This window comes from Glutamicibacter creatinolyticus (assembly GCF_006094275.1).
GTDB lineage: Bacteria > Actinomycetota > Actinomycetes > Actinomycetales > Micrococcaceae > Glutamicibacter > Glutamicibacter creatinolyticus.
Window position 1 is genome coordinate 689,716 of record NZ_CP034412.1, and the last position, 25,759, is coordinate 715,474.

A 25,759-nucleotide genomic window follows, 5' to 3' on the forward strand; every position below is an offset into this window, starting at 1 on the left:
TCCGCGCACCGCCCACGGTGGCATAAGCTGGCCGCCGAAAGGTGGTAGACATGGCCGATGTAGCCGAACTCAAGCGCCTGGCCCGCGAGGTCTTCGGGTGGGAATCCTTCCGCGCGGACCAGCTGAAGGCCATCAAGGCCGCCGTGGATGGACGGGATGTGCTGGCGGTGATGCCCACCGGCTACGGCAAGTCCGCGATCTACCAGGTGGCCGGGATGGCGTTGGAGGGACTGGTGGTGGTCGTCTCCCCGCTGATCGCGCTGCAGTCCGACCAGCTGGAGGACATCAACGCCCTGCCCGGTAGCGTGCGGGCGGTGGCGGTGAACTCCGCGGCCACCGAGAAGCAGCAGCGCCAGGCCTGGCAGGACGCGGCCGAGGCAAAGATCAAGTTCCTCTTCCTGGCCCCCGAACAGCTGGCCAAGGACGAGGTGATCGACCGGCTGATGAAGCTGAAGCCGGCATTGTTCGTGGTTGACGAGGCGCACTGCGTCTCCGCCTGGGGCTATGACTTCCGGCCCGACTACCTGCGCCTGGGGGCGCTGAAGGATTCGATCGGCGGGCCGGGCACCGTGGCGCTGACCGCCACCGCCTCCGCCCCGGTGCGTGAGGAAATCGTGGAACGGCTGCGGCTGAAGGACGCCCTGGTGATCGCCGAGGGCTTCGACCGTCCCAACCTGCGCCTGGAGGTCAACCGGCACCACGAGGACGGGCAGAAGCGGGCGGCGGTGCTTGAGCAGGTCGCAGCGCTGCCGCGCCCCGGACTGGTGTACGTCTCCACCCGCAAGGACACCGAGCTGTACGCCGCGGAACTAAACGACCGGGGCCTGCGCGCGGCCGCCTACCATGCCGGGCGCAACCGCGGGGACCGGCAGGCGGTGCACAACGACTTTTTGGACGGAAACCTGGACGTGGTGGTGGCGACCACCGCCTTCGGGATGGGAATCGACAAGCCCAACGTGCGTTTCGTGGTGCACGGGGACATCCCCGGCTCCCTGGACAGCTACTACCAGGAAATCGGCCGGGCCGGCCGGGACGGGGAAGCGGCGCGGGCGATCCTGCACTACCGCTCCGAGGACCTGGGGCTGCAGACCTTCTTCGGGGCCCACCACGCGGACCCGGAGGAGGTGCGCCGGGTGCTCACCGCCCTGCATGGGGCCGGGCGGCGGGTCAAGCCCTCAACCCTGAAGCGGGAGCTGGCCGGGCAGTTCTCCGCCCGGAAGGTCACCAATCTGGTGAACCTGCTCGAATCGGCCGGGGTGGTGCGCACCCGGCGCAACCTGGTGATCGCCGAACCGGGCCCGGAGGTGGACCAGGCGGTCGAGCAGGCGGTGGAATCGGCCGAGACCCGGATCCGGATCGAGCGTTCCCGCCTGGAGATGATGCGCGGCTACGCGGAGACCGAGGGGTGCCGGCGCCAGTACCTGCTGGGCTACTTCGGCGATGAGCTGGAAAACCCGTGCGGCAACTGCGACAACTGCCTGGCCGGCACGGCGCAGGACCTGAGCGAGGCCGATGAGAGCTTCCCGCTGAACGAACCGGTCATCCACGAGCAGTGGGGCAGCGGGATCGTGATGAGCAGCGAACAGGACCGGCTGACCGTGCTGTTCGAGGAGGAAGGCTACAAGACGCTGTCCAAGGATGTCATCGACGAGACCGGGGTGCTGCGCCGGCAATAGCCCGGGGCGCTACAGGTCCGGGTCCTCGGGGAAGTACTCCGGGTCGATCTCATGCACCGACTGCATCCACAGCTGGGAGAGCTCGTGCACCACGCACTGGTGCACGATGTCCACCACCTCGGGGTAGGACTCGGCGATCTGCTCAATCGGCAGCCGGTAGATGCTGATCCTTGCCCGCCGGCCGGGGGTGGCGGTGCGCGAGGAGGCCAGCGGCACCCGGTCCCCGGAGGCCGCCGCCTTCTCCAGCAGCTTGCCGCTGGGCACCGGGCGGATCCGGAAGTCGATGGCCTCCACCGCCGTGCCCCAGCGTTCGGCCAGGCGCTGCGCGCTGGCCACCACCGCGTCGTCGAAGCGTTCCGGGCGGGTGCGGTACCCGGGCAGGTGCATGGGCACCAGCGGTCCACGCCGGCCACGCCCGTGGCGGCGCCGGCGCGCGGGCAGGGCCGGGGGTCGGGATTTCTCCTTCATGCCCGCCAGCATACAAGGAAACACCCCGGCCGTGCGGTGCCCGTGCCTGCCGGCTTTGTGGGCCGGCGGCGAGTAGACTTAGCACCGTGGAAGGTCTTCGTTTATGCTCTCGTCCCGCGTGCCGCGAACAGGCGCGGGCCACACTGACCTATGTCTACGCGGACTCCACCGCGGTGCTCGGTCCGTTGGCCACCTACCCGGAGCCGCACTGCTATGACCTGTGCGCCCAGCACGCCGACCGGCTGACCGTTCCCAGCGGCTGGAAGCTGATGCGCCTGCAGCTGCCGGACTCGCTGCAGCAGTCCGCCGCGCAGGACGATGAACTCTACGCCCTGGCCCATGCGGTGAAGGAAGAACGCCCGGCCCCAGAGAAGCCCGCCCCCGCCCAGCGCAGCGCCCGCGGCGCGAAGCTCGACGCCCGCCCGCGCCTGGCCGTGCTGCCCCAGGACCAGCAGGACACCGGCCGCTAACCGGCTGCGGCCCCGCGCCGCCGCGGACGCAAAAGTCACCCCGTCCCCGCCGCCGGCGGCCTAGCGCGCAATGCCCTGCGCCGCCTCCCACCGGGTCCAGTGCCGGTGGTGCTGAAAGAAGCCGCGATAAAACGTCACCTGATTGCCCCCGCACTGGCGAATGTGACTAGCATCAAGCACTAAGTGCTGCGCCAGGCCGGTACCCCGGCAGCGCCCAGCCACCGACGTCGCGAAAGACTGGGAGCCCATGAGTATTGACTACAAGATCGCCGACATCACCCGCCATGAGGAAGGCCGCCACCAGATCCGGCTGGCCGAACAGGAAATGCCCGGCCTGATGTCCCTGCGCGCCGAGTTCGGTGACGCCAAGCCGCTGGCCGGGGCACGCATTGCCGGCTCCCTGCACATGACGGTGCAGACCGCGGTGCTGATTGAAACCCTGGTGGCCCTGGGCGCCGAGGTGCGCTGGGCAAGCTGCAACATCTTTTCCACCCAGGATGAGGCCGCCGCCGCGGTGGTGGTCGGCACCGGCACGGCCGAACAACCGGCCGGGGTGCCGGTATTCGCCTGGAAGAACGAATCCCTTGAGGACTACTGGTGGACCGCCAAGAAGATCCTCACCTGGCCGGGGGCCGAACAGGATCCGAGCCTGGGAGCGAACATGATCCTGGATGACGGCGGGGACGCGACCCTGCTGCTGCACCTGGGCGTGCAGTACGAGGCGGCCGGCGCGGTGCCCGGCCCGGACGCGGCGGAAAACCACGAGCACGGGATCATCCTCTCGGTGCTGCGCGAATCCCTGGCCCGCGACGCACAGAAGTTCACCCGCATCGCCGGGCAGATCCAGGGCGTCTCGGAGGAAACCACCACCGGCGTGCTGCGCCTGCACCAGCTGGCCGAACGCGGCGAACTGCTCTTCCCGGCGATCAACGTGAACGATGCGGTCACCAAATCCAAGTTCGACAACAAGTACGGGATCCGCCATTCGCTGCCCGACGGAATCATGCGCGCCACCGATGTGCTGATCGGCGGGAAGGTCGCCGTCGTGTGCGGCTACGGGGATGTGGGCAAGGGGGCCGCGGAGGCGCTGCGCGGGCAGGGTGCGCGGGTGATCATCACCGAAATCGACCCCATCTGCGCCCTGCAGGCCGCCATGGACGGCTACCAGGTCGCCCGCCTGGAATCCGTGGTCGGCCAGGGGGACATCTTCATCACCACCACCGGCGGCAAGGACATCATCCGGGTCGAGCACATGCTGGCGATGAAGGACAAGGCCATCGTGGGCAACGTCGGGCACTTCGACAACGAGATCCAGATGGCCGAGCTGGCCGCCGTGCCCGGCGTGCAGAAGATCGAAATCAAGCCGCAGGTGCACGAATGGGTGCTGGAGCCCGGCACCGGGCAGGAACGCTCGATCATCGTGCTCTCCGAAGGCCGGCTGCTGAACCTGGGCAACGCCACCGGCCACCCCTCCTTCGTGATGTCCAATTCATTCACCAACCAGGTCATGGCCCAAATCGAGTTGTTCACCAAGGCCGGTACCGGGCACTACGACAAACAGGTCTATGTGCTGCCCAAGGCACTGGATGAGAAGGTGGCGCGCCTGCACCTGGACGCCCTGGGCGTGGAGCTGACCGCCCTGAGCCCGGAACAGGCCGAGTACCTCGGCGTACCGGTGGAAGGACCCTACAAGTCCGACGCCTACCGCTACTAAAGGCGCCCGACGGCCGGGCCGGTCCTTGGCGGCCGGCCCGGCCCGGCACCCGACCGGCGAAGCTGGAGGCTAGCGGTGTGGTAATCCGGGAAAGTGCGCTGGTCACTGGTTATGCTGAAATCGCGACAGCCATCAGCAGGCTGAAGCAAATCGTCGATCGCCCAACGCGCACACCCGGGAGGACATCTCATGGCTGAAACGCCGGAGAACAACAAGCAGAACGAAGGTGCAAAGCCACAACCCGCACCGACGACTCCCGCCCCGACGGTGAAGGCCTCGCTCAGCGAGAAGGCCGAGAAGCTGGCCGCGCGCCTCGAAGAGCACAAGAACCAGCAGCCCAAGCCGACCCAGGCCGAAGCCGCAACACCGCCCGCCGCGTCCGGGCAGCAGGCCCAAAGGCCCAGCCCGAAGGCCCCGACCGGGGACAAGCCCGCCGCGGCGGATAAGGGGGCGCAAAAGCCGCCCGCACCGGGCTCGGGGGCAGCCCAGCCGGCCGCCGGCAAGCCGAAGGCCGAGCAGGCACCGGCCGCACAGCCGGCACCGAAGACCACCGTGCAGCCGGTGACGAAGAAGCCGGCCGCCCCGGCCACCAAACCGGTCAGCAAGCTGGAACCGGCCACCGAACCGGTGGAGGATGTCATCCGGGCCATTAAGCTGCCCCATGAGATCGCGGCGGAGAAGAAGGCCAAGGCCGCCCAAAACACCGGGTCCAGCGCCGCCCGGCCCGCCAGCGTGCCGCCGGTGACGGTCGCCGGGCCCAACGCCAGCCAGAAGAGCAACGCCTCGGCCGCCGCCGTGGCCGAAGCCCGCTCCCGGGTCTTTGGCAGCTACGTCCCGGAACCCGAGCCCTCCGAGGCCGCCGTGAAGCGCCGGGTCGCCCGGGAGCGTGCCCTGAACTCCAAGCCGCCGCTGGGACGCACCGCCCAGGTGCTGCTGGCCCTGATCTTCCCGGTCCTGTCGCTGATCGCCGCGATCCGCCTGGTCGCCACCCCCGCCTTCCTGGCCCTGGCCTATGGCCGCCCCGGCTTCCCGGCCGACGCCTACGGCTTCTCCTGGCCCGAACGGCTGACCTATGGCAGCTACGGGGTGGATTACCTGAACAACTTCGCCGGCCCCGAATACCTCTCCGGGCTGCGTCAGGCGGATGATTCGGCGCTGTTCACCGACGCCGAGGTGCAGCACATGGTGGATGTGAAGAACCTGATCGGGTTCGCGTACGTGCTCGGGGCGGTGCTGGCGGTGCTGGCGATCGTGCTGATCGTCTACCTGATGCGCCGCTACGCCGGGGGAGTGCGCCGCGGGCTGTTCGCCGGGGCGCTGATTACGCTCGGGCTGATGGCCGCGCTGGTGGTCGCCGCCGTGATCGGCTGGCAGGGCTTCTTCACCAAGTTCCATGAGCTGTTCTTCTCCGAGGGCAGCTGGACGTTCTACGTCACCGACACGCTGATCCGTCTCTACCCGCAGCAGTTCTGGATTGACTCGGCGATCAGCCTGGCGGTGCTGCTGCTCTTGGTGGTCATCATCGTGCTGATCACCTGCTGGCCCACCGGCCGGCGCCGCGAAGCCTCCCGGCTGCGCCAGGATGCGCGGGTCTTCGGGCTGGGCAACAGCTAACGCCGCGAACGCGCACCGCGGCCCCAAGGCAGATCAACCTGCCTTGGGGCCACGGTGCGTTAACGGCCCCCAGTGGTGGTGCGCCGCACCGCTCACCGGTCGGGGTGGGCGACCTGACCGCCCAGCACAAAGATCCCGTCCGGGGCCCCGGGCAGCTGGCGAGCGGTGGTGGGCGCGAAGATGCTCACGCACCAGGGGGAGTCGGGGGTGAAGGGGCGCAGGTGCCAGTCGGCGTAGCGCCCCAGCAGCTGCAGCCCGGTGCCTTCCGCCGCCCGGTCCTGGTCCTCGGGCCCGCCAAAGACGGCGGCTGTGGTGCCCAGAATGAACACGCCCTGCGGATCCAGCAGCGCGCCGGCCTGCCGGAACACGCCGGCCAGTTCGCGCGCGGAGAGGAACGCGGCCACGTTGCCCGCCATCAGCAGCCCATCATAGCGCTGGATTAGTCCGGCCTGCTGCAGCTGGGCGGAGCCGATGTCGGTGACCGGCATCCGGCGGTACCAGGCGGGTTCGAAGAGCTCCGCGGCCACCTGGAGCACCTCCCCGGAGGTGTCGATGCCCCAGGCCAGATGGCCCGCGCGGCGCAGCGCGTTGACCGCGGCGCCAATCCCGCACCCCAGATCCAGCACCCGGGCCCGACGCGGCAGCAGCGCGTCCAGGAACCGGGCATCGGTTTCCAGGTCCACGCCGGCCGCGGCCAGGTCCCGCATCTTCTGGGCGTACTGCTGCAGGTCGGGGGTGATCATGGCCCCATCCTTGCACCCGCGGAGACCGGAAGGCCAGCACCGCGGTGCGTCTGCCAGCCGGCGGGCAGCTTAGCGCTGGTAGAGCCCGCCGATCACCGTGGCGTAGGTATCGAGCACCTCTTGACGCTTGAGCTTGAGCGAGCTGGTCAGGTGCCCGGAGGCCTCGGTCAGCTCATCGGGCAGGATCTGGAACTTGCGGATCGACTCGGCCTTGGAGACGGTCAGGTTGGCCGCATCCACCGCCTGCTGCACCTGGGCGATCACCTGGGGGTGGGTGGCGGCTTGGCGCAGCGAGAGCTCACCCAGATTCCGGGCCTTGGCCCATAATGCCAGCTCCTCATGATCCAACGCCACCAGCGCGGAGATGAACGGGCGGTTGTCTCCCACCAGGATGCAGTGCGCGACGATGCGTTCGGCGCGCACGGTTTCCTCCAGCGGGCCGGGGGCGACGTTCTTGCCGCCGGCGGTGACGATCAGCTCCTTCTTCCGACCGGTCACCTTCAGGTAGCCCTGCGCGTCCAGCTCCCCGGTGTCCCCGGAGGTGAAGTAGCCCTCGGGGGTGAACATCTCGGCGGTGGCCTTGGGGTTGTTGTGGTATCCGGCGAACACCCCGATGCCCTTGATCAGGATTTCCCCGTCCTCGGCGATGCGCACGCTGGTGCCCGGGATCGGGCGGCCCACGGTGCCCACCTTGGTGTGCTCGGGCTGGTTCACGGTGGCCGGGGCGGTGGTCTCGGTTAGCCCGTAGCCCTCCACCAGCTGGATGCCGGCGCCACGGAAGAAGTGGGCCAGATCCTCGTTCAGGGCGCTGGCCCCGGAGATCGCGTAACCGCACTGCCCGCCAAAGACCTCGCGCAGTTTGGGGTAGAGCAGCACATCAAAGAGCCTGTGCTTGGATTTGAGCAGCAGGCCGGGCCCGCGCCCGGTGCCGTGCTGCTTGGCCTGCAGGGCCTTGGAGTAGGCGATGGCCACCTGTTCGGCCTGCGCGAAGAGCTTCGCCTTGCCGCCCTCCTCGGCCTTGGACAGCGCCGTGTTGCGGATCTTCTCAAACACCCGCGGCACCGCCAGCAGGAAGCCGGGCTTCACCGCCTGCAGGTCCTCGACCAGGGTGGCGGTGTTCGGGGAGTGGGCGATCACCGCCCCGCCGTGGATGCAGGCCTGCTGCACGGCGCGGGCCAGCACGTGGGCCAGCGGCAGGAACATCAAGGTGCGCTGGTCCTCGCCGAGCACGGTGCGCATGTAGTCGACCAGGTTGTAGGCGACCAGGGAGAAGTTCGCGTGGGTCATCATGCAGCCCTTGGGCCGCCCGGTGGTGCCGGAGGTGTAGACCAAGGTGGCCACGTCCTGCAGCCCGGCCCGGCTCCGGGCCGCCTCCAGCTGGCGCTGGCTGACCTGGTCGGGGTCGGCGAGCAGTTCGCTGAGCTTGGAGGAGGGGATGGAGCTCTCCCGGGCAGGGTTGCCGGCGTCAAAGAGGTAGACCTCCACCCGTTCGCCCAGTTGCGCGGCCGCCTGGCGGATCACCACCCGCTGGTCCGCGTTTTCGGCGAACACCACCCGGGCCCCGGAATCACGCAGGATCCATTCGATCTGGAAGGCGCTGCTGGTCTCATAGACCGGCACCGAGATGCCCCCGGCGAACCAGATGGCCTCCTCGACCAGCGCCCACTCGTAGCGGGTGCGGGACATGATCGCCACGTGGTCTCCGGGCTGCACCCCGTTGCTCATCAGCGTGGTGGCCAGGCGTTGCACATCGGTGAGGAACCGCCGGGCGCTGATGTCCCGCCAGGTGCCCTGGCGCTGCACGCTGAACAGCGGCTTGTCCGGGGCCTGCCGGACGCGTTCGAGCAATAGGTTGGTGGTGTTGTAGTTCGCATCCAGGTCATGCCGCAGCTCGACAGTCTCTTCGCGCATCAACTCAATCTTCCTGCCAGGTCGGGGAAATACCGCCAATACCTGGCAGTTACTTCACGGTAATATAACGTACTTAGCTCCAACTGGGAATCCAGACCCGGGCCCGCCAGGCGGTGTCCGGGATCATCTGCCCGGACCAGATCGGCCAGAAGAAAGCCGAGACCACCAGCAACACCGCCAGGAACAGCACCACCAGCACCAGCCGGGCCGGATAGCGCGGGGAGGCCGCCCCGCCGGGCGGGAGAAACTTGCCGATCATGAACGTCAGGGCGAGCATCAGGAACGGGGTCATCGGCAGCGTGTAGAAGAAGAACATGGTCCGCTCCGGGTACAGCAGCCAGGGCAGGAACCCGGCCGCAACGCTGGAGAGGATCGCCCCGGCCCGCCAGTCCCGGGCCCCGATCCACCACAGGATCAGCAACACCATGCTCAGGGCCGCCGCCCACCACATCACCGGGTTGGGCAGATCCGTGATCACCTCGGTGCACCGCGAGACCGTGCAGCCGTTCACCGCTTCGTCATAGCCCTCGAAGTAGAACAGCACCGGGCGCCCGGCGAACATCCAGGTCCAGGGCGGGGACTGCCAGCTGTGCGGCGAATCCAGCCCGGTATGGAAGCTGTAGGCCGAGACGTGGTACTGCCACAGCGACCGCAGCGGCGCCGGCAGCCAGCCAAGACCCTCCCCGGGATGCTCGGCCGCCCAATTGCGGTAGCGCCCCTCGCTGCCGGCCAGCCAACCGCTCCAGGTGGCCAGGTAGGTGGCCAGCACCAGCGGGATGATCTGGAAAAAGGCCAGGATCCCGTCCCGCCACAGCCCCGAGACCACCCAGTGGCGGATCCCTGCGGTGCGTCGCGCCGACAAGTCCCACAGCACGGTCAGGATCCCGAACACCGCGACGAAGGACAGGGCCGACCACTTCACGCCCACCGCGCAGCCCAGCATCAACCCGGCCACCAGGCGCCAGGGCCGGAACCAGAGCATCGGCCCGTGGCGCAGCATCCAGTAGTCCGCCCGGTTGCCCGGCGGGATGCTCAGCTTGGCGATCAGCCGCCGCCGCCCGTCGGCACGATCCAGCACCAGGGCGTAGAACCCGGCCAGGATGAAGAACATCAGGAACACGTCCAGCAGCGCCGTGCGGGACATGACAATCGAATGCCCGTCCACGGCCAGCAGCAGCCCGGCAATCCCGGCCAGTGCGTGCGAGTTGAACAGCGCCCGGGCGCACAGGGTCACCAGCAGCACCGCCAGGGTGCCAAACAGTGCGGTGGCCGTGCGCCAACCCAGCCCGTTGTACTCCCCGAAGACCAGCATCCCCAGCCCAATCAGCCATTTGCCCAAGGGTGGGTGCACCACGTAGGAGGCCCCACCCTCCAGCTGCGGGTCCCCGGCAATGAACCGGTCATTGCTCTCATCCACCCATTCCATCTCGTGTCCGAAATGCAGCAGCGCCCAGGCGTCCTTGACGTAGTAGGTCTCATCGAAGATCAGTTCGTGCGGGTGGTTCAGGTGCACGAAGCGCAGCAACCCGCCCAGGAGGGTGACGACCAGGGGGATGAGCCACGCCAGGACGCCGCCGGGGGCGGTGGCCGGCAGCAGCCGCTCGCGCAATGCGCTGGCGGTGAAGGCCTGGTACGGGGAACGGACCGGGCTGGCCGACTGGGGTTTTGACTCGGTGAGGCTCATTGTCATTCATGCTACCGGTGGGCAAAATACAAATGCCGCAGTTACACACCTAGGGATAGGCTAATAAGGTGCAACAGGCTAAAGAAAACCCAGAATCCCCAGTTTCCGCGCCGGCACCCGAGGCCCGCGCCACACGGGATCCGGAGGGCCAGGGGCAGATCGTGCTGGGGGCCACCCCGATTGGCAACCTCTCCGACGCCTCTCCGCGGCTGCGCGAGATCATGGCCAGCGCGCACTTGATCGCGGCGGAGGACACCCGCAACTTCCACCACCTGGCACAGGGCCTGGGGGTGCGGCCCACCGGCCGGGTGATGAGCCTGCATGAGCACAATGAAACGCACAAGATTTCCGAGGTGCTGGAGGCGGTGCGCGACGGGGCGACGGTGCTGGTGGTCTCCGACGCGGGGATGCCGGCGGTCTCCGACCCCGGGTTCCCGCTGGTGGCGGCGGCCCTGGACGAGGGGCTGCTGGTCACCGCGGTACCCGGTCCCAGCGCCGTGCTGACCGCGCTGGCCCTGTCTGGGCTGCCCACCGGCCGCTTCACCTTCGAGGGGTTCCTGCCGCGCAAGGCCGGGGAGCGGCGCAAGCGGCTGCAGGCGCTGGAATCCGAGGAGCGCACCATGGTGTTCTTTGAGGCCCCGCACCGCCTGGCCGCCTTCCTGCAGTCCCTGTTGGAGGTGTTCGGCGCCGAACGGCAGATCGCCGTGGCCCGGGAACTGACCAAGAAGTTCGAAGAGGTCCGGCGCGGCAGCGTGCCCGAGCTGCTGGCCTGGGCGCAGGACGGGGTGCGCGGGGAGATCGCGGTGGTGGTCTCCGGGGCCCAGGCCCCGGCTGCCGGGAAGCCGGAGGACCATGTGGGGCAGGTGCAGCAGCTGATTACGGCCGGCACCCGGATGAAGCAGGCGGTGGCCGAGGTCGCCGAGGCCCGCGGACTGAAGAAGCGCGAACTGTATGAGGCGGTGCTGGCCGCACGGCAGCAGGGCGAAAAATAGCGCCTTTGCCCGCGCGGCGCAACAATACTTCGATCCGCACGGTTTGGTGCGTCAAAATAGTGCCGCCAAGGCCCAAAGTGCATAGTCTAAATGCACAATTGGATCGTATATCACTGGTGCAAGGTGCGGTTTACACCACAGCCGGCACCCCCTAGCGTTGGAAGCAGACCTAGATCAGTTCCCGGCGCCGCCGGCCGCGGCATGCCGCCCGGCGAAGCCACCGGGACTCGAAAGTGTCCCGGCTGGCAGCGCCCTGACTGCCGGTCGGGGTTATGACGCCAACATCAGTCCTTACTACTACAGGAGAAGCCGCTATGAGCATTACCGCCGAACGCGAAGCAGAGCTGCTAGCCAAGGTCCCCACCGGTCTGCTGATCAACGGGGAATGGCGCGATTCCTCCGATGGCGGCACCTTTGACGTGCTGGACCCGGCCACCGGCCAGAAGCTGGCCACCCTGGCCAGCGCCACCTCCCAGGACGCACTGGCCGCCCTGGACGCCGCCGACGCCGTGCAGGCCTCCTGGGCACGCACCGCCCCGCGCGAACGCGCCGAGATCCTGCGTCGCGGCTTCGACCTGGTGACCGAACGCGCCGAGGACTTCGCGCTGCTGATGAGCCTGGAAATGGGCAAGCCGCTGGCCGAGGCCCGCGGCGAGGTGACCTACGGCGCCGAGTTCCTGCGCTGGTTCTCCGAGGAGACCGTGCGCCACTACGGTCGCTACATCACCACCCCGGAGGGCAAGAACAAGGTCCTGGTGCAGCACAAGCCGGTCGGCCCGTGCCTGCTGATCACCCCCTGGAACTTCCCGCTGGCCATGGCCACGCGCAAGGTCGCCCCGGCGATCGCCGCCGGGTGCACCATGGTGCTCAAGCCCGCCAAGCTCACCCCGCTGACCTCCCAGCTGTTCGCCGCCACCATGATCGAGGCCGGCCTACCCGCGGGCGTGCTCAACGTGGTCTCCGGCGCCTCGGCCTCGAAGATCTCCGCACCGCTGATGGCCGATGACCGCCTGCGCAAGGTTTCCTTCACCGGCTCCACCCCGGTGGGCAAGCAGTTGCTGAAGGACGCCGCGGACAAGGTGCTGCGCACCTCGATGGAGCTGGGCGGCAACGCCCCGTTCATCGTGTTCGAGGACGCCGACCTGGACGCCGCAGTGGAAGGCGCCATGGCCGCGAAGATGCGCAACATGGGCGAGGCCTGCACCGCCGCGAACCGTTTCCTGGTCCACGAATCTGTGGCCAAGCAGTTCACCGAGAAGTTCGCCGCCGCCATGGGCAAGCTCAAGCCCGGACGCGGCACCGAACCGGACAGCACCGTCGGCCCGCTGGTCGAGGAGAAGGCCGTGAAGGAAGTGCACTCGCTGGTTGAATCCGCCGTGGCCGAAGGTGCCACCGCGGTGGTCGGCGGCGCCCCCGTCGATGGCCCGGGCTTCTTCTACCAGCCCACCGTGCTGGCCAACGTGCTGAACGACTCGGCGATCCTCTCCCAGGAGATCTTCGGCCCGGTCGCCCCGGTGACCACCTTCTCCACGGAGGAGCAGGCCATCAAGCAGGCCAACTCCACCGAATACGGTCTGGCCTCCTACATCTACTCGCGTGACTTCAACCGCCTGCTGCGGGTGGCCGAGCAGATCGAATTCGGCCTGGTCGGCTTCAACGCCGGGGTGATCTCCAACGCCGCGGCACCGTTTGGCGGCGTGAAGCAGTCCGGCATGGGCCGCGAGGGCGGCGCCGAGGGCCTGGACGAGTACACCTCCGTGCAGTACATCGGCATCGCCGACCCGTACGCCGCGAAGTAGTCGCACCCAAAACACCGCCGTGGCGGGTGGCCGGCCTACGGGGCCGGCCACCCGCCACGGTTGTTTAAACCCGGATCCCTGGTGCCGGCGTGCCGCGCAGCGAGGCCGGCCACGCCAGCGCCCGCAGGCGCAGGCCCCAAGGCGAGGCGCCCCGCATTCGCTGGGCGAGGACCGCCAGGTCCTGCCCGGCCTGCACACCCTGGGCGGCGCCGGGGTGCTGGGCGGCGTAGAAGGAGCGTTCAATCAGCGCATCAAGCCGGGCCAGGGGTGGGCCGGCTGCCGGGAACTGGGCCGCGAGCCGGGCACAGTAGGCGGCCTCGGTTTCCCCGGACCGCAGTGGCTGCTGGTAGTCAGCGCCCAGGGCGCGCAGTTCTTCCCACACGGCGCCGGCGCCTGCCGCACCGCCCTGTTGCGCCACCTCCAGCCGCCGGCGGCGGACGGAGGCGCGCAGCAGCGGGGCGATGAGCAGCCCGAGCGCTGCCGCCGGCAGCAGCAGCCACGCGGTGGCGGCCGGCCAGCCGCGCTGCTCGCCCGGGCCCGGCGTTGTTTCGGTTGCCTGCCCCGTGGGCGCCGGGGTGCTGCTGGGCGGTGTCTCCTCCAGCGCCCGGTTGTCGTTGAGGGTGGGATCCGGGGCCGGTTCGGAACGGGGGACCGGGGCGTAGTCGGGGGTCACCCCGCGCCCGGGGGTCGGCTCAAAGGGGGTCCACCCCAAGCCCGGAAGGTACAGTTCGGGCCAGGCATGGGCGTCCTGGCCACTGACCCGGTACCCGTTGAGGGTGCGTTCGGTAAGGTCCCTGTCCTGGTTCATCCCGGCCAGGGAGGAGGCGTCCAGGGTGATGCTCTGCCCGGTGGCCTCTCCGGGGGCGAAGCCCACCGCAATCCGGCTGGGGATGCCGGCCTGCCGGGCCAGCAGCGCCATGGTGGAGGCGAAGTGCACGCAGTAGCCCTGGCGGCGCTCGAGGAATGCGGCGACAACCTTCATGTTTGCCCCGTCATACCCTTCACGCAGCGGGGTCTGCTCCGAGTAGCTGAACCGGGTGGAGCGCAGATAGTTCTGGATGGCCACGGCCTTGTCAAAGTCGCTGCCCGGGGTGCCGTTGGCCTCGAAGGCGCGGCGCAGGTTCTGCGCCAGCAGCTCGTGCACCGCCCCGCCCCCGTCCTCCGGCAGCCGGGTGAGCTGCTCATCCAGCGGCGGGGTGCGGCTTTCGAAGAACGCGAAGTTCCGCGCCAGCTCGGGGTTCAGCTCCGGCACGCTGTGGGTGACCAGCACGCTGCCGGTCTGCTGCCGGGACTCGCGGGTGAAGGAGGCGATGGCGGTCTGCGGCTGCCAGCGCCAGGTTCCCTGCAGGCCCTGGATGAGATAGGAATTCTGCGGCAGCGGCAGCTGCAGGTTGCGCGGCACCGGGTCCCAGGAGAGCTGGGTGACCTCCTGCTTCGCCCCGAAGGACATGTACTGATCGCGCAGCACCGTGTTCCCGCTGTACGCCAGGGCCTGCGGATCGCGTTGCGGTTCCCAGCGTGCGGCGGACAGGTCCTGGATCACGTCGGTGCGCAGGTAGGGGGCGGCCGGCGCCGAGGTGTAGTAGCTGAGCAGGGTGCTGTTTCCGTTGCTGCGCAGGTCCCGGCCCAGGTTCAGCAGCGGGTCGATGTTGCTGGCAAACAGTTCCCCGGAGGGGCGGGTGCCTTCGGGGAACATGCCCTGGCGAAAACCGGGCATCCAGGTGCTGCTGGCCACCAGCACCACCGCGGCCACCAGGACCAGCAGGCCGGAAAAACCCAGTTGCCGCCGCCCGGGCAGTGCCGAAGGCCGGCGGCGATACCGGTAGGGCAGGAACGTGGCGTAGCCGATCATGGCCAGGAACTGGATCAGCAGGTAGCCGGTCCCGGCCCCGCTGAGCTTGAACAGGGAGGCCAGCACCGGGGCGAAGGCCAGCGGCAACACCACCAGCAGGGCCAGGCGCCGGGAGCTGGTCAGGGTTTCGACCAGTACCGCCAGGACCAGGCCCAGCAGCAGGAACGTGAAATCCACCGCCGCGGTGTACGCCACCTGGGGCACCTGGGTGGCAAACTCCAGGTTCGCGTTGTGCACTAGCTGCCCGAAGCGCTGCCCCCGCCCGCCGCCCAGGCCCGGATCGGCCAGCGCCGGGGAGAACCAGGCGCAGCCGGCCGCGACCAGCAGGCAGGCGAGCGGCGCCAGCCAGACCGGCAACCGGCTGGCACGCACCGCCGCCCCGGTGCCATGTACCAGCAACAGCGGGAACCACAGGTTCCACAGCCAGCCGTGGCCCTCCACCACCCCGTGCAGGCTGGCCATCCCGGCCAGCAGGGCCGCCCACAGGCACAACGCGGTGACCAGGTGCGCCAGCGGGTGCCCGGGCCGGGGCATTGCGGCCGGTTCGGCCGGTGCCGCTGCCGCGGGGGCCGGCGGCTCACGCAGCGCGGTGCTCATGGCGACTCCCACAGCCGGGCCAGCGGATCCTGCGCCCCATGCAGGTGCACCCGCCACGGGGTGAGCGCGAACTGGGCGGCCGCCTCCCGGTGCCGTTCGGGGTGCGCGCAGATCAGGAACACGTCCACGTTGCGCACCGTGCGGGACAGCCCGGCCAGCCAGCGGGCCTGGGCGACGCCCAGCTCCCCGAGCACCAGAAACACCGGTTCATCGGCGAATCCCAACAGCAGCTTGCCCAGCGATTCGGCCAGCCCGCGCGCGTCAGCCTCCTGCCCGTCCTCGCTCAGGCCCAGGCTGGTGGTTGCGGCGTGGAAGGCCTCGAAGCGGTCCAGCGCAGAGGCGCCGGACACCGCCGCCTGCGGGAACGGGATCTCACCGGCCCGCCCGGACGGGGCCGGGCGCGGGTTGTCCAGCTCCTGCCCGGCCAGATCTCGCACCATCAGCTGGTAGCCGTGCCGGGCATAGAGCTCGCCGATGCTGCAGGACAGGGACAGGGCCTTTTCAAAGCGCAGCGTGCTGGCTAGCGGGGCGCCGGTGCCCTGCGGGATCTCATGATTCAAATCCCCGGGGCCATGCCAGGCACTGCGCCGCCGGTCCAGCACGATCAGGCTGTGCGCGGTGGCCACATAGTTTTCCTGGCGCACCATCAGCCGGCCGTGGCGGGCGGTCGCCTTCCAGTGAACCTGGCGCAGCGAATCGCCCTGCTGGTGATCACGGATCCCCACATCGTAGTAGTCCACCGAGGAGCTCTGGGTGTGCCGGGCCTCACCGGTGAGCATGCGCTCGCCGAGCGCGGTGGAGTGCTCCAGACTCAGGCAGTGGGCGCGCACCGCGACGCCGCTTGCCTCACCGGTGTCCACCAGCCCGTCCACCAGCCCGCACGGGTCGGCCAGGCGTTGCTGGGCCGGGCCGAGCAGGTGAAGACCGCGGCGGCGGAAGACCAGTTCGTAGTCGAAACGGCCCGGAGCCTGGAAACTGGGGGCGGGCGGGTAGCCCTCGGGCAAGACCTCGCGGATCACCGCCGACTGCTCACAGCGCAGGCTCACCGGCACCACCTCGCCCACGCTGACCGGGCGTTCGGGCAGCATCCGGGTGATCTGACCGGCCAGCCGGCCCAGGCGCACCACCAGCCAGGCACACCCCACCAGGGCCAGCAGGGTCAGCCCCACGGCCATCAGCTCACGGCGCCCCAGCAGATGGGCCAGCCACAGCGCCGCCAGCCCGCTGCCGGCCACCACCCAGCCGCGCCGGGAGACCAAGTCCAGGTGCCAGCTGCGCAGCACGCCGAACCGTTCGGGCTCGCGCACCCAGGACAGCGAGTCGTTCGGGTCAAAGCGGGGAACCGGGCCCATCTCAGCCCGCCCCACCCACCGCAGTGTGCTGCAGGACCTCGCCGACCACCGTTTCGGGGTGCACGCCCTCGGCCAGGGCCCGCCGGGTCAGCAGCAGCCGGTGGCCCAGCAACATCGGGGCGACCTCCCGCACATCCTCGGGCAGCACATGGTCCCGCCCGCAGACCGCCGCGTGGGACTTCGCGGCCCGCACCCACTGCAGCAGGGCGCGCGGGGAGGCACCGACCAGCACGTGCTGGTGCTCCCGGGTGGCCCGGCCCAAATCCACCACGTAGCCGGCCAGGCGTTCGGTCACGGTCACCCGCTGGACCTGCAACATCATTTGGCGCAGCCGCTCCAGGCCCAGCAGCGCACCGATCTCGGCCAACGGGTCGTGGCCGTGGTGGGTGCAGAGCATGGAGATTTCCGCCGCCCGGTCCGGGTAGCCCATGGAGATGCGGGCCATGAACCGGTCGCGCTGCGCCTCGGGCAGCGCAAAGGTGCCCTCCGCGTCGATCGGGTTCTGCGTGGCGATGACCATGAAGGGCCGCTGCAGCGGGTGGGTGACCGAGTCCACCGTGACCTGCAGCTCCTCCATGCACTCCAGCAGCGCCGCCTGCGTCTTGGCGTTGGCGCGGTTGATTTCGTCGGCGATCACGATGTTGGCGAACACCGGGCCGGGATGGAAGGTGAAGTCCTGGGTCTGCGGGGAGAACACCGATACCCCGGTCACGTCGCTGGGCAGCAAGTCCGGGGTGAATTGGATGCGGTTCACGGTGCCGTCCACGCTGCGGGCCAGCGCCTTGGCCAGCAGTGTCTTGCCCACTCCCGGCACGTCCTCCACCAGCAGGTGACCGCCGGCCAGCAGCACCACCAACGCCGTCTTGATGGCCTGCGGCTTGCCGTCGATCACCGCGGACATGCCCTGGATGATTCGCTGGCATTGCTCACCGAAATCGGCATCAACACTTGGCAGCGTCTGGTGAACGCTCATCTGGCCCCTCCCGGTGGAAAGTGCGGCGGTCGCCGGCTCCGGGACAGGTCCTGCCCGGTTGGCTTAACCCTACCAACGGAAGGTGAGGTACATCACGAAAAGGTTCCGGCGGTCCGGGCACATCCAGCCAGCCAGTGCTGCGGCGTTGCCCGGGACACTGCGCCGCGGCGGGCAGGATGGCAGAATCGTAGGCGGCGGGCACCAGTGCCGGGCACCGCAAGGAGAAGTGAAGGGAACACGGTGGGGCGAGGCAAGCAGATCAACTATCAGGCAATTCCGGAGGCCTACCGCCCCCGCGAGCAGGAGGGCGCGGCGGATGACGCCGAACGCAGCCGTTCGACCACGCAGGAGAAGGACGGAAGCAAGCGGAACCTGATCTACCCCGAGGCCCCCGAACCCCTGCCGCTGCCGGTCATCGACAACCACACCCATCTGGACTTCCGGGACGGGAAGCTGAACGTGAGCGTGGAGCAGGCGGTGCAGGCCGCCGCCCAGGTGGGAGTCGCCGGGCTGATCCAGGTCGGCTGCGATGTGCCCTCCTCGGAATTCGCGGTTCGCGCCGCCCAGCAAAACCCAGCCGTGCTGGCCGCCGTGGCCATCCACCCCAATGATGCGGCCCGGCTGGCCGAACGCGGACAGCTGGACGCGGCGATCGAGCGGATCGACGAGCTGGCCGGACAGGAGCGGGTGCGGGCCGTGGGGGAAACCGGCCTGGATTACTTCCGTACCGGGCCCGAGGGCCGGCCGGTGCAGGAGGAATCATTCCGCCGCCACATCGAGATCGCCCGCCGCCACGGCAAGGCCCTGCAGATCCACGACCGCGACGCCCACCAGGACGTGGTGCGCGTGCTGCGTGATGAGCCGCTGCCGCCCAAGGTGGTCTTCCACTGCTTCTCCGGGGATGCGCAGCTGGCGCGCATCTGCAACGAAAACGGCTGGTACATGTCCTTCGCCGGAACCGTGAGCTTCAAGAACTCCACCGGCATCCAGGACGCCCTGGCCCTGGCCGACCCCCGGCTGATCCTGGTGGAAACCGACGCCCCGTTCCTGACCCCGCACCCCTACCGGGGCCGGCCCAACGCCAGCTACATGATCCCCTACACGCTGCGCTTCATGGCCGGACACCGGGGTGCGGACCTGGAGCAGCTGTGCTCGCAGGTCATGGCGAACACCCTGGAGGTGTACGGCGCATTCTAAGCCCGGCCAAGTGTGTCGTGCGCCATTCACGCTTGCCTGATTATTACAATTCGGTTACGGTACTACAAGTGTCTCGCGCCGGGAGCGGCTGGAACCGCCCCCACAGCGACGCCGCGACAGCGCCGCAAAGCCCCGTACGGGGTGGCAGCGGCACGACGCATGGAAATTGTATGTACGTATTGGTGACCCACGGGTCACTGGGCCCGCCCGGGCCTCACGCACCGGGAACCGGCGCCCACAACCGATGGGGAACCATTCACTGTGATGCACTTGCTCAAGAAACGCTCGGTCAAGTTCCTGGCCCAGGCCGTAGCGGTCGCCGTCATCATCGCCGGCGCCGTCTTCTACATTGCCGGGCAGAAGTCCGTAACCCTGGCCATCGACGGGGACCAGCAGGTGCTGAACACCCGCGCCGCCACCGTCGAGGATCTGCTCGCCCAGCAGGACATCGCCCTGGGGGAACGCGACGAGGTCTTCCCGGCGCTGGATTCCTCGCTGGATGACGAGCAGACCGTTAAGGTCAAGCGCAACAAGTCGGTGCAGGTCTCGGTGGACGGCACCGACCGGGTCGTGCACACCACCGGGATGACCGTGGCCGACGTGGTCAAGCAGCTGGAACTGGAAAAGGGCGCCGAAGTGTCCCTCTCCGATGACATCGCCCTGATGTCACTGAGCGAAAGCATCGAAATCATCACCCCGAAGGTCGTGAACCTGAAGGTCGGCAAGGACAAGCGGCAGCAGGTGGAAACCACCGCGCAGAGCGTCGCCGAACTGCTGGACGCCGAGGGCGTGAAGCTGGATGAGAACGACGAGATCAACCTGAAGGCCGACGGCGAGACCACCAAGGACGCCAAGCCGGGCACCGAGATCAGCGACAAGATGGACGTCGACGTGATCCAGGTCGAGGTCAGGACCTGGGAAGAAACCCGCGACATCGCCTTCGACACCGAGGAAGTCAAGGACTCCAAGCTTCAGAAGGGCAAGACCAAGGTCAAGACCAAGGGCGAAAAGGGCGAGCGCGAGCTGACCCTGCGCCAGGAAACCCGCAACGGCACGAAGGGCGAGGAAGAAGTCCTGAAGTCCAAGGTCACCAAGGAACCGGTCGCCAAGGTCATCAAGGTCGGCACCAAGAAGCCGGCCGAATCCAAGAGCGAGTCCAAGAAGAAGACCGCCACCCCCAAGAGCGTCTCCGGCGCCTGGTCGGCCCTGGCCAAGTGCGAATCCGGCGGCAACTGGTCGATCAACACCGGCAACGGCTACTACGGCGGCCTGCAGTTCTCCGCCTCCTCCTGGCGTGCCGTGGGCGGCACCAAGTACGCACCGCTGCCGCACCAGGCCACCCCGCAGGAGCAGGTGGCAGCAGCGGAGAAGCTGCGCGCCAGCGGCGGTTGGGGCCACTGGCCGGCCTGTGCCCGCAAGCTCGGCCTGCTCTAGAACCACGAATTTCCCCCACAGCGACGCGACCACCCCACCGGGCGGTCGCGTCGCTGTTCTATGGGGCGCCGCGGCGGGGCTGAATGCGGGCCGGGCGCTGAACTAGTATTGGAGGCGTGATGCCTGAAGAACCCCTGCCGCTCCTGGGAGCCACCGAGATCCGACGCCTGGCCGATGAACTGGGCATCCGTCCCACCAAAACCCTGGGCCAGAATTTCGTGATCGACGGGAACACAATCCGGCGCATCGTCGCCGCCGCGGACCTTGACCCCGGCCAGACGGTGCTGGAGGTCGGACCCGGCCTCGGCTCGCTGACCCTGGGCATCCTGGACGCCGCCGCGAAGGTGGTGGCAGTGGAAATTGACCCGCCGCTGGCCCGACGGCTGCCCGAAACCGTCGCCGAGTTCCGTCCTGGACGCGAAGCGGATCTCACCGTGATCCTCAGCGACGCACTGAAGGTCACCGAACTGCCCAATGAGCCCACCGCGCTGGTGGCCAACCTGCCCTACAACGTGGCCGTGCCGGTCGTGCTGCACCTGCTGGAGCACTTCCCCTCCATCCGCCACGGCCTGGTCATGGTCCAGGATGAGGTGGCCGACCGGATGAGCGCCGTCCCGGGCAGCAAGATCTACGGGGTGCCCTCCGTCAAGGGCGCCTGGTACGGCACCATGCGCAAGGCCGGGGTCATCGGCATGAACGTGTTCTGGCCGGCCCCCAAAATCCACTCCGGGCTGGTCTCCTTCACCCGGGACGCGAAGCGCGGCGACGCCCCGCCGCGCACCGAGGTCTTCGCCGTCATCGACGCCGCCTTCGCCCAGCGCCGCAAGACGCTGCGCGCCGCCCTGTCCGGGTGGGCCGGCTCCGGGGCCCGGGCCGAAGCGATCCTCAACCGTGCCGGGATCGACCCGCGCGAACGCGGCGAGAAGCTGGACATCGACGGGTTCATCGCCATCGCCCGCGCCGCCGCAGAAGTCACCGACGCAGCGGATGAAACCCCATGAACGAACCCAAGAACTTCGTGATCGCCCACGCCCCGGGCAAGATCAACTGCTACTTCCGGGTCGGCCCGCCGCGTGAGGACGGGTACCACGACGTGGCCAGCCTCTACGTGGCGGTCTCCCTGTTCGAGGAGATCCGCGCAACCCTGCGCCAAGACGGCGAACTACACCTGCGCCTGGATGAGGCCTCCACGGTGGTCGACGAACCCGAAACCTTCCCGCTGGGCCCGGGCAACCTGGTCCACCAGGCCGCACAGCTGCTGCGCGAACACGCCGGGGTGAACCTGGGGGCCGATCTGGAGATCCTCAAACGGGTGCCGATCGCCGGGGGCATGGGCGGCGGCTCCGCCGACGCCGCCGCCACCCTGGTGGCCTGCAACGAACTGTGGGGCACCGGGCTGGACCGTGAGGAACTGGGCCGGCTCGGCGCCCGGCTGGGCGCCGATGTGCCCTTTGCGCTGATGGGCGGGGCCGCCATCGGACTGGGCGTGGGGGACCAGCTGGCCCCGCTGCTGACCCGGGCGCGCACCGACTGGGTGCTGATCCCGGCCAGCTACGGGCTGTCCACCCCACGGGTCTACGCCATGCTGGACCGGCTGCGCGCCGGGCAATCGATCCCGGTGCCCACCGAAGTGGACCCGCAGGTCATCAAGGCCCTGATGGAACCCGACGCGCAGGCGCTGGCCGACACCCTGGTCAACGATTTGACCCAGGCCTCGCTGGCGCTGGCCCCCGAACTGGGCACCGTGCGCGACCTGGCCGAGGGGGCCGGGGCGCTGCGGGCCATGGTTTCCGGCTCCGGACCCACCCTGGCGCTGCTGGTGCGCGACGCCGAGCACGCCCGCGAAGTCATGGCCCAGCTGGGCGATGAGGTCGGGGTCGCCACCCTGGCCGTGCAGGCCCCCGCGCCCGGGGCGCGGATCGTCCACAGCCAGTAGCCTCCCGCCCTTCCCATCCCCGCCCTTCCCCGGTAGGCTTGCGCGAACACCCAACCCCCGTGGGGGCGGATCAGGAGGATGGGATCTGATGCAGGTCTGGCCCCGCAACGCGGCTCTGACGCTGCTGCTGATCGCCCTGGCACTGTTGGCCGTCTTTCAATGGCTGCCGGCGTTGCTGCTCTTCCCCGCCGCCGGTGCCCTGCTGGTTTGGAATCAGGCGCCGCCCACGGGCCAGCGGCGTGGCGAATACTGAATTCCTTGCGCCGTTCAGGCGGCGGAACGCGGCCATTGCCAGGAAGGTGTCGCCCGCCTACGCTTAGCTGCAAGTGGGCCCGTCTTCGCCGGCCCGAGGTTGCAACGGGGCGGTGCGTTAGATGATCAACGGGCAGGTTTCACACTGGTGGGAACAACTGGGCAGCCCCCAGCCGCGTCCGGCGCTGCCCGGGTACCTGTCCACCGACGTGGCCATCGTCGGCGGCGGATTCACCGGCCTGTGGAGCGCCTACTACCTGAAAAAGCTGCAGCCGCTGCTGCGCGTGGTGGTGCTTGAACAACGCCACGTCGGCTACGGGGCCTCGGGACGGAACGGAGGGTGGCTGACCAACTCCATCACCGGCGGTCGGCAACGCCACGTGGCCCGCTTTGGTCGCAGTGGCGCCGAGGCGTTCCAGCAGGCCATGAACCGCAGCGTGGATGAGGTCATCGACGTCTGCCGGGCCGAGGGGATCGACGCCGACATTCAGCGCGGCGGGGAATTCCAAGTCGCCTACACCCCGGCCCAGGAAGCCCGGCTGCGCGCGGATTTTGCGTCCGAGCGCAGCTGGGCGCACACCGACGTGCAGCTGCTGCAGGCCGCAGAGGCCCGCGCCCGGATCAACATTGCCGGAACCCGGGCGGCACTGTGGCACCCGCATGCGGCGCGGATCCATCCGGCAAAGCTGGTGACCGGACTGGCCGCGGCGGTGGAACGGCTCGGGGTGGAGATCTACGAAGACACCCGGGTCACCGAGATCCTGCCCCACCTGCTGCACACCAGCCACGGCAGCGTCGCAGCCGAACACATCGTGCGGGCCACCGAGGGGTTCACCGCCGCCCTGCCCGGGCTGCGCCGGCTGTGGCTGCCGATGAACTCTTCAATGATTGTGACCGAGCCGCTGCCGCCAGCGGTGTGGGATGAGCTGAACTGGTCCAAGGGGGAGGTGTTGGGGGACTACGCGCACGTGTACATGTACGCCCAGCGCACCGCCGATGACCGGATCGCCATCGGAGGCCGCGGGGTGCCCTACAAATATGGGTCCCGCACCGACCTTGATGGGCGCACCGCGTCATCGACCGTCGCGGCATTGAGCGGCATCCTGCACCGCTTCTTTCCCGTCACCAGCCAGGCACGCATCGAGCACGCGTGGTCCGGGGTGCTGGGCGTGCCCCGGGACTGGGCGGCAACGGTGGGCCTGGACCGGGACACCGGGCTGGCCTGGGCCGGGGGATACGTGGGTACGGGGGTGAGCGCCACCAATTTGGCCGGACGGACCCTGGCCGACTTGATCCTGGGACGCGACAGCGAGCTGGTGCACCTGCCCTGGGTGGATCGCCAGGCCCGCCGATGGGAACCCGAGCCGCTGCGCTGGCTCGCCACCACCTCACTATATGCGGCCTATCATGCCGCCGACCGGTCTGAGGCCGCCGGACGTGAACGCACCTCGCCGATTGCCCGGATCGCCGATCTCATCACCGGCAAATCTTGAGCTGTTCAATCCGCAATTCGAACATCTGAGATCCTTCCCAGTTAACGCAGAGAGCTTGTTCGCGCTATCCTCCTTAAGAACGATGGCGAACTGTGAGGATCACGAGTACTGTGACCTGAAGTGATTTATTGTTCTGGGATCGGTTATTTTTTGCGACCATTGCAGTGGACATCATGGCCCGTGCAAACCCTGTAATAAGCTATCGAACACCTGCCTAAGGAGAACTATGGAAGAGCGCGTGGCTTTGCGCCAAACTCCGTATCCAATCCCCACGCTGGTCATGATGGGCGGCGCACTTCTTGTCGCCCTGATGTCGGTGGACTGGACCGGATCCGGCCAGGAACGCCCGATCTGGGTTTTCCTGCTGCCACCAATCTTCGGGTCCGTCGGAAGCCTGCTTGGCCTCGCTCGCCGGGACTACTCCTGGGCGACCGCTTCGGCCATCCTGGGTCTGGGGCTGCTGCCCATGCCCATCATCCTCACCCTGCTTGTTGACGGAATGTAGCGACCCTGTCAATCCAGCTCCGCCCCGCGCCGGAATTACCGGCGCGCCACGGCGTCAGCCATCTGCTGTACGGTCTGGATCAGCAGCGGACGGGGCATCGCGAAATTCATGCGGAGAAAACCCTCCAGGCCGGAACCGCACTCCGCACCGTCCACCACCGCCACCTGGGCCTGCTGCAGCATGAACTGCTGGGCATTGGGCGGCAGGCTGAGCCCGCTGGTGTTCAGCCAGGCCAGATAGGTGCCTTGCGGCGCAAGCCAGTCAATGCCCGGCAGTTGCTCGGACAGCAGTTGCCCCAGCAGGTCACGGTTGCCCTGCAGGTACTGCAGCACTTCATCGCGCCAGGCAGCACCATGATCATAGGCCGCCACGGTCGCCCGCATGCCCGGCAGGGAAGCGCCATGGCTGATGAAAAAACCATACTCCTGCCAGCGCTCAAGATCTTGCGGATTTGAGAAGAGCAGCTGCGCGCACTTCAGGCCGGGAATGTTGAAGGTCTTGGACGCCGCGGTCGCAGTGATCGCATGGCGCGCCGCGGCCGAGTTAACCGAGGCGTAGGGCAGGTGATCCCGTCCGTCAAAGCTGATGGACGCGTGGATTTCATCGGAAAATACCCGTGCGTCGTGCCGGGCCACGATGGCCGAGAGCTCCTCCAGCTCGGTGCGCGAGTACATTTTCCCAATGGGGTTGTGCGGGTTGCACAGAATCACCAGGCCGCCAGCCGGGGCCAGTGCCGTGTCGATGGCGGCCAGATCCATGTGCCAGCCGTGCTCATCCCGCAACATCGACACTTCAATGACCCGCCGCTGGCGCAGACGCGGGAACTTCAGGAACGGCATGTAGGCGGGGGTGGGCAGCACCACCGGCGCCGCGGGATCAAGGAAATAATCCAGCACGCCGCCCAGCCCGGCCAGCACGTCTCCGATCGGCACGATGTTCTGCACGCCAGGGGCCCAACCGAAGTTCGTCGAATAGTAGTCATTGGTGGCCCGGGCCAGCTCGTGTTCCAGCCACGGGGGAGCGTAACCGGTCAGTTCGGAGGAGGCATACTCCTCCAGCGCCGTGCGGATTGGCGCAGCCAGACCAAAATCCATCTC

Annotated in this window: 21 protein-coding genes; 13 read left to right on the plus strand and 8 right to left on the minus strand. The window is 68.5% G+C overall.

What is annotated here, in order from left to right; translation table 11 throughout:
* The first annotated feature begins 50 nt into the window (after positions 1 to 50).
* Positions 51 to 1,676 carry a RecQ family ATP-dependent DNA helicase gene (locus GcLGCM259_RS03175; RefSeq protein ID WP_138925740.1) on the plus strand — a complete coding sequence of 542 codons (1,626 nt, stop codon included), beginning with the start codon at positions 51 to 53 and terminating at the stop codon, positions 1,674 to 1,676.
* Between the two features lie 9 nt (positions 1,677 to 1,685).
* On the opposite strand, the gene GcLGCM259_RS03180 is transcribed toward GcLGCM259_RS03175, so the two are convergent.
* Positions 1,686 to 2,144 (minus strand): metallopeptidase family protein, encoded by a 459-nt coding sequence (locus GcLGCM259_RS03180; RefSeq protein ID WP_175419307.1) that lies wholly within the window; start codon positions 2,142 to 2,144, stop codon positions 1,686 to 1,688.
* Between the two features lie 86 nt (positions 2,145 to 2,230).
* Between GcLGCM259_RS03180 and GcLGCM259_RS03185 the strand changes: the two genes are divergently transcribed.
* The 3 genes from GcLGCM259_RS03185 to GcLGCM259_RS03195 all read left to right on the plus strand — a co-directional run bounded on the left by GcLGCM259_RS03185 (position 2,231) and on the right by GcLGCM259_RS03195 (position 5,942).
* Positions 2,231 to 2,614: a DUF3499 domain-containing protein gene (locus GcLGCM259_RS03185; protein ID WP_138175401.1), complete on the plus strand. Its 384-nt coding sequence runs from the start codon at positions 2,231 to 2,233 to the stop codon at positions 2,612 to 2,614.
* A gap of 247 nt (positions 2,615 to 2,861) precedes the next feature.
* Positions 2,862 to 4,328 (plus strand): adenosylhomocysteinase, encoded by a 1,467-nt coding sequence (gene ahcY, locus GcLGCM259_RS03190; RefSeq protein WP_138925742.1) that lies wholly within the window; start codon positions 2,862 to 2,864, stop codon positions 4,326 to 4,328.
* 189 nt (positions 4,329 to 4,517) lie between these two features.
* Positions 4,518 to 5,942, plus strand: coding sequence for a TIGR01906 family membrane protein (locus tag GcLGCM259_RS03195; protein ID WP_138925743.1), 1,425 nt, complete (start codon positions 4,518 to 4,520; stop codon positions 5,940 to 5,942).
* A 92-nt stretch (positions 5,943 to 6,034) separates the two neighbouring features.
* On the opposite strand, the gene GcLGCM259_RS03200 is transcribed toward GcLGCM259_RS03195, so the two are convergent.
* The 3 genes from GcLGCM259_RS03200 to GcLGCM259_RS03210 all read right to left on the minus strand — a co-directional run bounded on the left by GcLGCM259_RS03200 (position 6,035) and on the right by GcLGCM259_RS03210 (position 10,280).
* On the minus strand, positions 6,035 to 6,685 hold the full coding sequence (locus GcLGCM259_RS03200) for a class I SAM-dependent methyltransferase (protein WP_138925744.1): 651 nt from the start codon (positions 6,683 to 6,685) through the stop codon (positions 6,035 to 6,037).
* Between the two features lie 69 nt (positions 6,686 to 6,754).
* Entirely contained in the window at positions 6,755 to 8,596 is a 1,842-nt protein-coding gene (locus GcLGCM259_RS03205) for an AMP-dependent synthetase/ligase (protein WP_138925745.1), read from the minus strand.
* Positions 8,597 to 8,669: 73 nt separating this feature from the next.
* Complete coding sequence (locus tag GcLGCM259_RS03210; protein ID WP_138925746.1) at positions 8,670 to 10,280, minus strand: dolichyl-phosphate-mannose--protein mannosyltransferase; 1,611 nt, start codon at positions 10,278 to 10,280, stop codon at positions 8,670 to 8,672.
* 68 nt (positions 10,281 to 10,348) lie between these two features.
* On the opposite strand from GcLGCM259_RS03210, the gene rsmI reads away from it, so the two are divergent.
* Both rsmI and GcLGCM259_RS03220 read left to right on the plus strand, forming a co-directional pair.
* Positions 10,349 to 11,272, plus strand: a complete 924-nt coding sequence (rsmI, locus tag GcLGCM259_RS03215) for a 16S rRNA (cytidine(1402)-2'-O)-methyltransferase (RefSeq protein ID WP_138175389.1) — start codon at positions 10,349 to 10,351, stop codon at positions 11,270 to 11,272.
* 314 nt (positions 11,273 to 11,586) lie between these two features.
* Complete coding sequence (locus tag GcLGCM259_RS03220) at positions 11,587 to 13,071, plus strand: NAD-dependent succinate-semialdehyde dehydrogenase (RefSeq protein WP_138175387.1); 1,485 nt, start codon at positions 11,587 to 11,589, stop codon at positions 13,069 to 13,071.
* A 64-nt stretch (positions 13,072 to 13,135) separates the two neighbouring features.
* Here the strand turns inward: GcLGCM259_RS03220 and GcLGCM259_RS03225 are convergent, their stop codons facing one another.
* Genes GcLGCM259_RS03225 through GcLGCM259_RS03235 form a run of 3 tightly spaced genes read right to left on the minus strand, consistent with a single transcriptional unit; the run spans position 13,136 to position 17,845 of the window.
* Positions 13,136 to 15,520: a transglutaminase TgpA family protein gene (locus GcLGCM259_RS03225; RefSeq protein ID WP_138925747.1), complete on the minus strand. Its 2,385-nt coding sequence runs from the start codon at positions 15,518 to 15,520 to the stop codon at positions 13,136 to 13,138.
* Positions 15,517 to 16,887: a DUF58 domain-containing protein gene (locus tag GcLGCM259_RS03230; protein WP_175419308.1), complete on the minus strand. Its 1,371-nt coding sequence runs from the start codon at positions 16,885 to 16,887 to the stop codon at positions 15,517 to 15,519. The genes GcLGCM259_RS03225 and GcLGCM259_RS03230 overlap by 4 nt, the downstream gene beginning before the upstream one ends.
* Positions 16,874 to 17,845, minus strand: a complete 972-nt coding sequence (locus GcLGCM259_RS03235) for an AAA family ATPase (RefSeq protein ID WP_138925749.1) — start codon at positions 17,843 to 17,845, stop codon at positions 16,874 to 16,876. Before GcLGCM259_RS03235 ends, GcLGCM259_RS03230 begins: the two co-directional genes overlap by 14 nt.
* Positions 17,846 to 18,085: 240 nt before the next feature.
* Between GcLGCM259_RS03235 and GcLGCM259_RS03240 the strand changes: the two genes are divergently transcribed.
* From GcLGCM259_RS03240 to GcLGCM259_RS03265, 7 genes are all read left to right on the plus strand, one after another.
* Positions 18,086 to 19,042 (plus strand): TatD family hydrolase, encoded by a 957-nt coding sequence (locus tag GcLGCM259_RS03240; protein ID WP_246049733.1) that lies wholly within the window; start codon positions 18,086 to 18,088, stop codon positions 19,040 to 19,042.
* 264 nt (positions 19,043 to 19,306) lie between these two features.
* Positions 19,307 to 20,476: a resuscitation-promoting factor gene (locus tag GcLGCM259_RS03245; RefSeq protein WP_175419472.1), complete on the plus strand. Its 1,170-nt coding sequence runs from the start codon at positions 19,307 to 19,309 to the stop codon at positions 20,474 to 20,476.
* Between the two features lie 119 nt (positions 20,477 to 20,595).
* A complete protein-coding gene (gene rsmA, locus GcLGCM259_RS03250) occupies positions 20,596 to 21,477 on the plus strand; it encodes a 16S rRNA (adenine(1518)-N(6)/adenine(1519)-N(6))-dimethyltransferase RsmA (RefSeq protein WP_138925751.1) in 882 nt (293 codons plus the stop codon).
* Positions 21,474 to 22,412, plus strand: a complete 939-nt coding sequence (locus GcLGCM259_RS03255) for a 4-(cytidine 5'-diphospho)-2-C-methyl-D-erythritol kinase (RefSeq protein WP_138175375.1) — start codon at positions 21,474 to 21,476, stop codon at positions 22,410 to 22,412. Before rsmA ends, GcLGCM259_RS03255 begins: the two co-directional genes overlap by 4 nt.
* Positions 22,413 to 22,500: 88 nt before the next feature.
* Complete coding sequence (locus GcLGCM259_RS15215; RefSeq protein ID WP_175419309.1) at positions 22,501 to 22,665, plus strand: hypothetical protein; 165 nt, start codon at positions 22,501 to 22,503, stop codon at positions 22,663 to 22,665.
* 121 nt (positions 22,666 to 22,786) lie between these two features.
* Positions 22,787 to 24,157, plus strand: a complete 1,371-nt coding sequence (locus GcLGCM259_RS03260) for an NAD(P)/FAD-dependent oxidoreductase (RefSeq protein ID WP_138925752.1) — start codon at positions 22,787 to 22,789, stop codon at positions 24,155 to 24,157.
* 226 nt (positions 24,158 to 24,383) lie between these two features.
* Entirely contained in the window at positions 24,384 to 24,662 is a 279-nt protein-coding gene (locus tag GcLGCM259_RS03265) for a hypothetical protein (protein ID WP_054820608.1), read from the plus strand.
* A gap of 35 nt (positions 24,663 to 24,697) precedes the next feature.
* On the opposite strand, the gene GcLGCM259_RS03270 is transcribed toward GcLGCM259_RS03265, so the two are convergent.
* Positions 24,698 to 25,756 carry a MalY/PatB family protein gene (locus GcLGCM259_RS03270; protein ID WP_175419310.1) on the minus strand — a complete coding sequence of 353 codons (1,059 nt, stop codon included), beginning with the start codon at positions 25,754 to 25,756 and terminating at the stop codon, positions 24,698 to 24,700.
* Positions 25,757 to 25,759 lie beyond the last annotated feature (3 nt).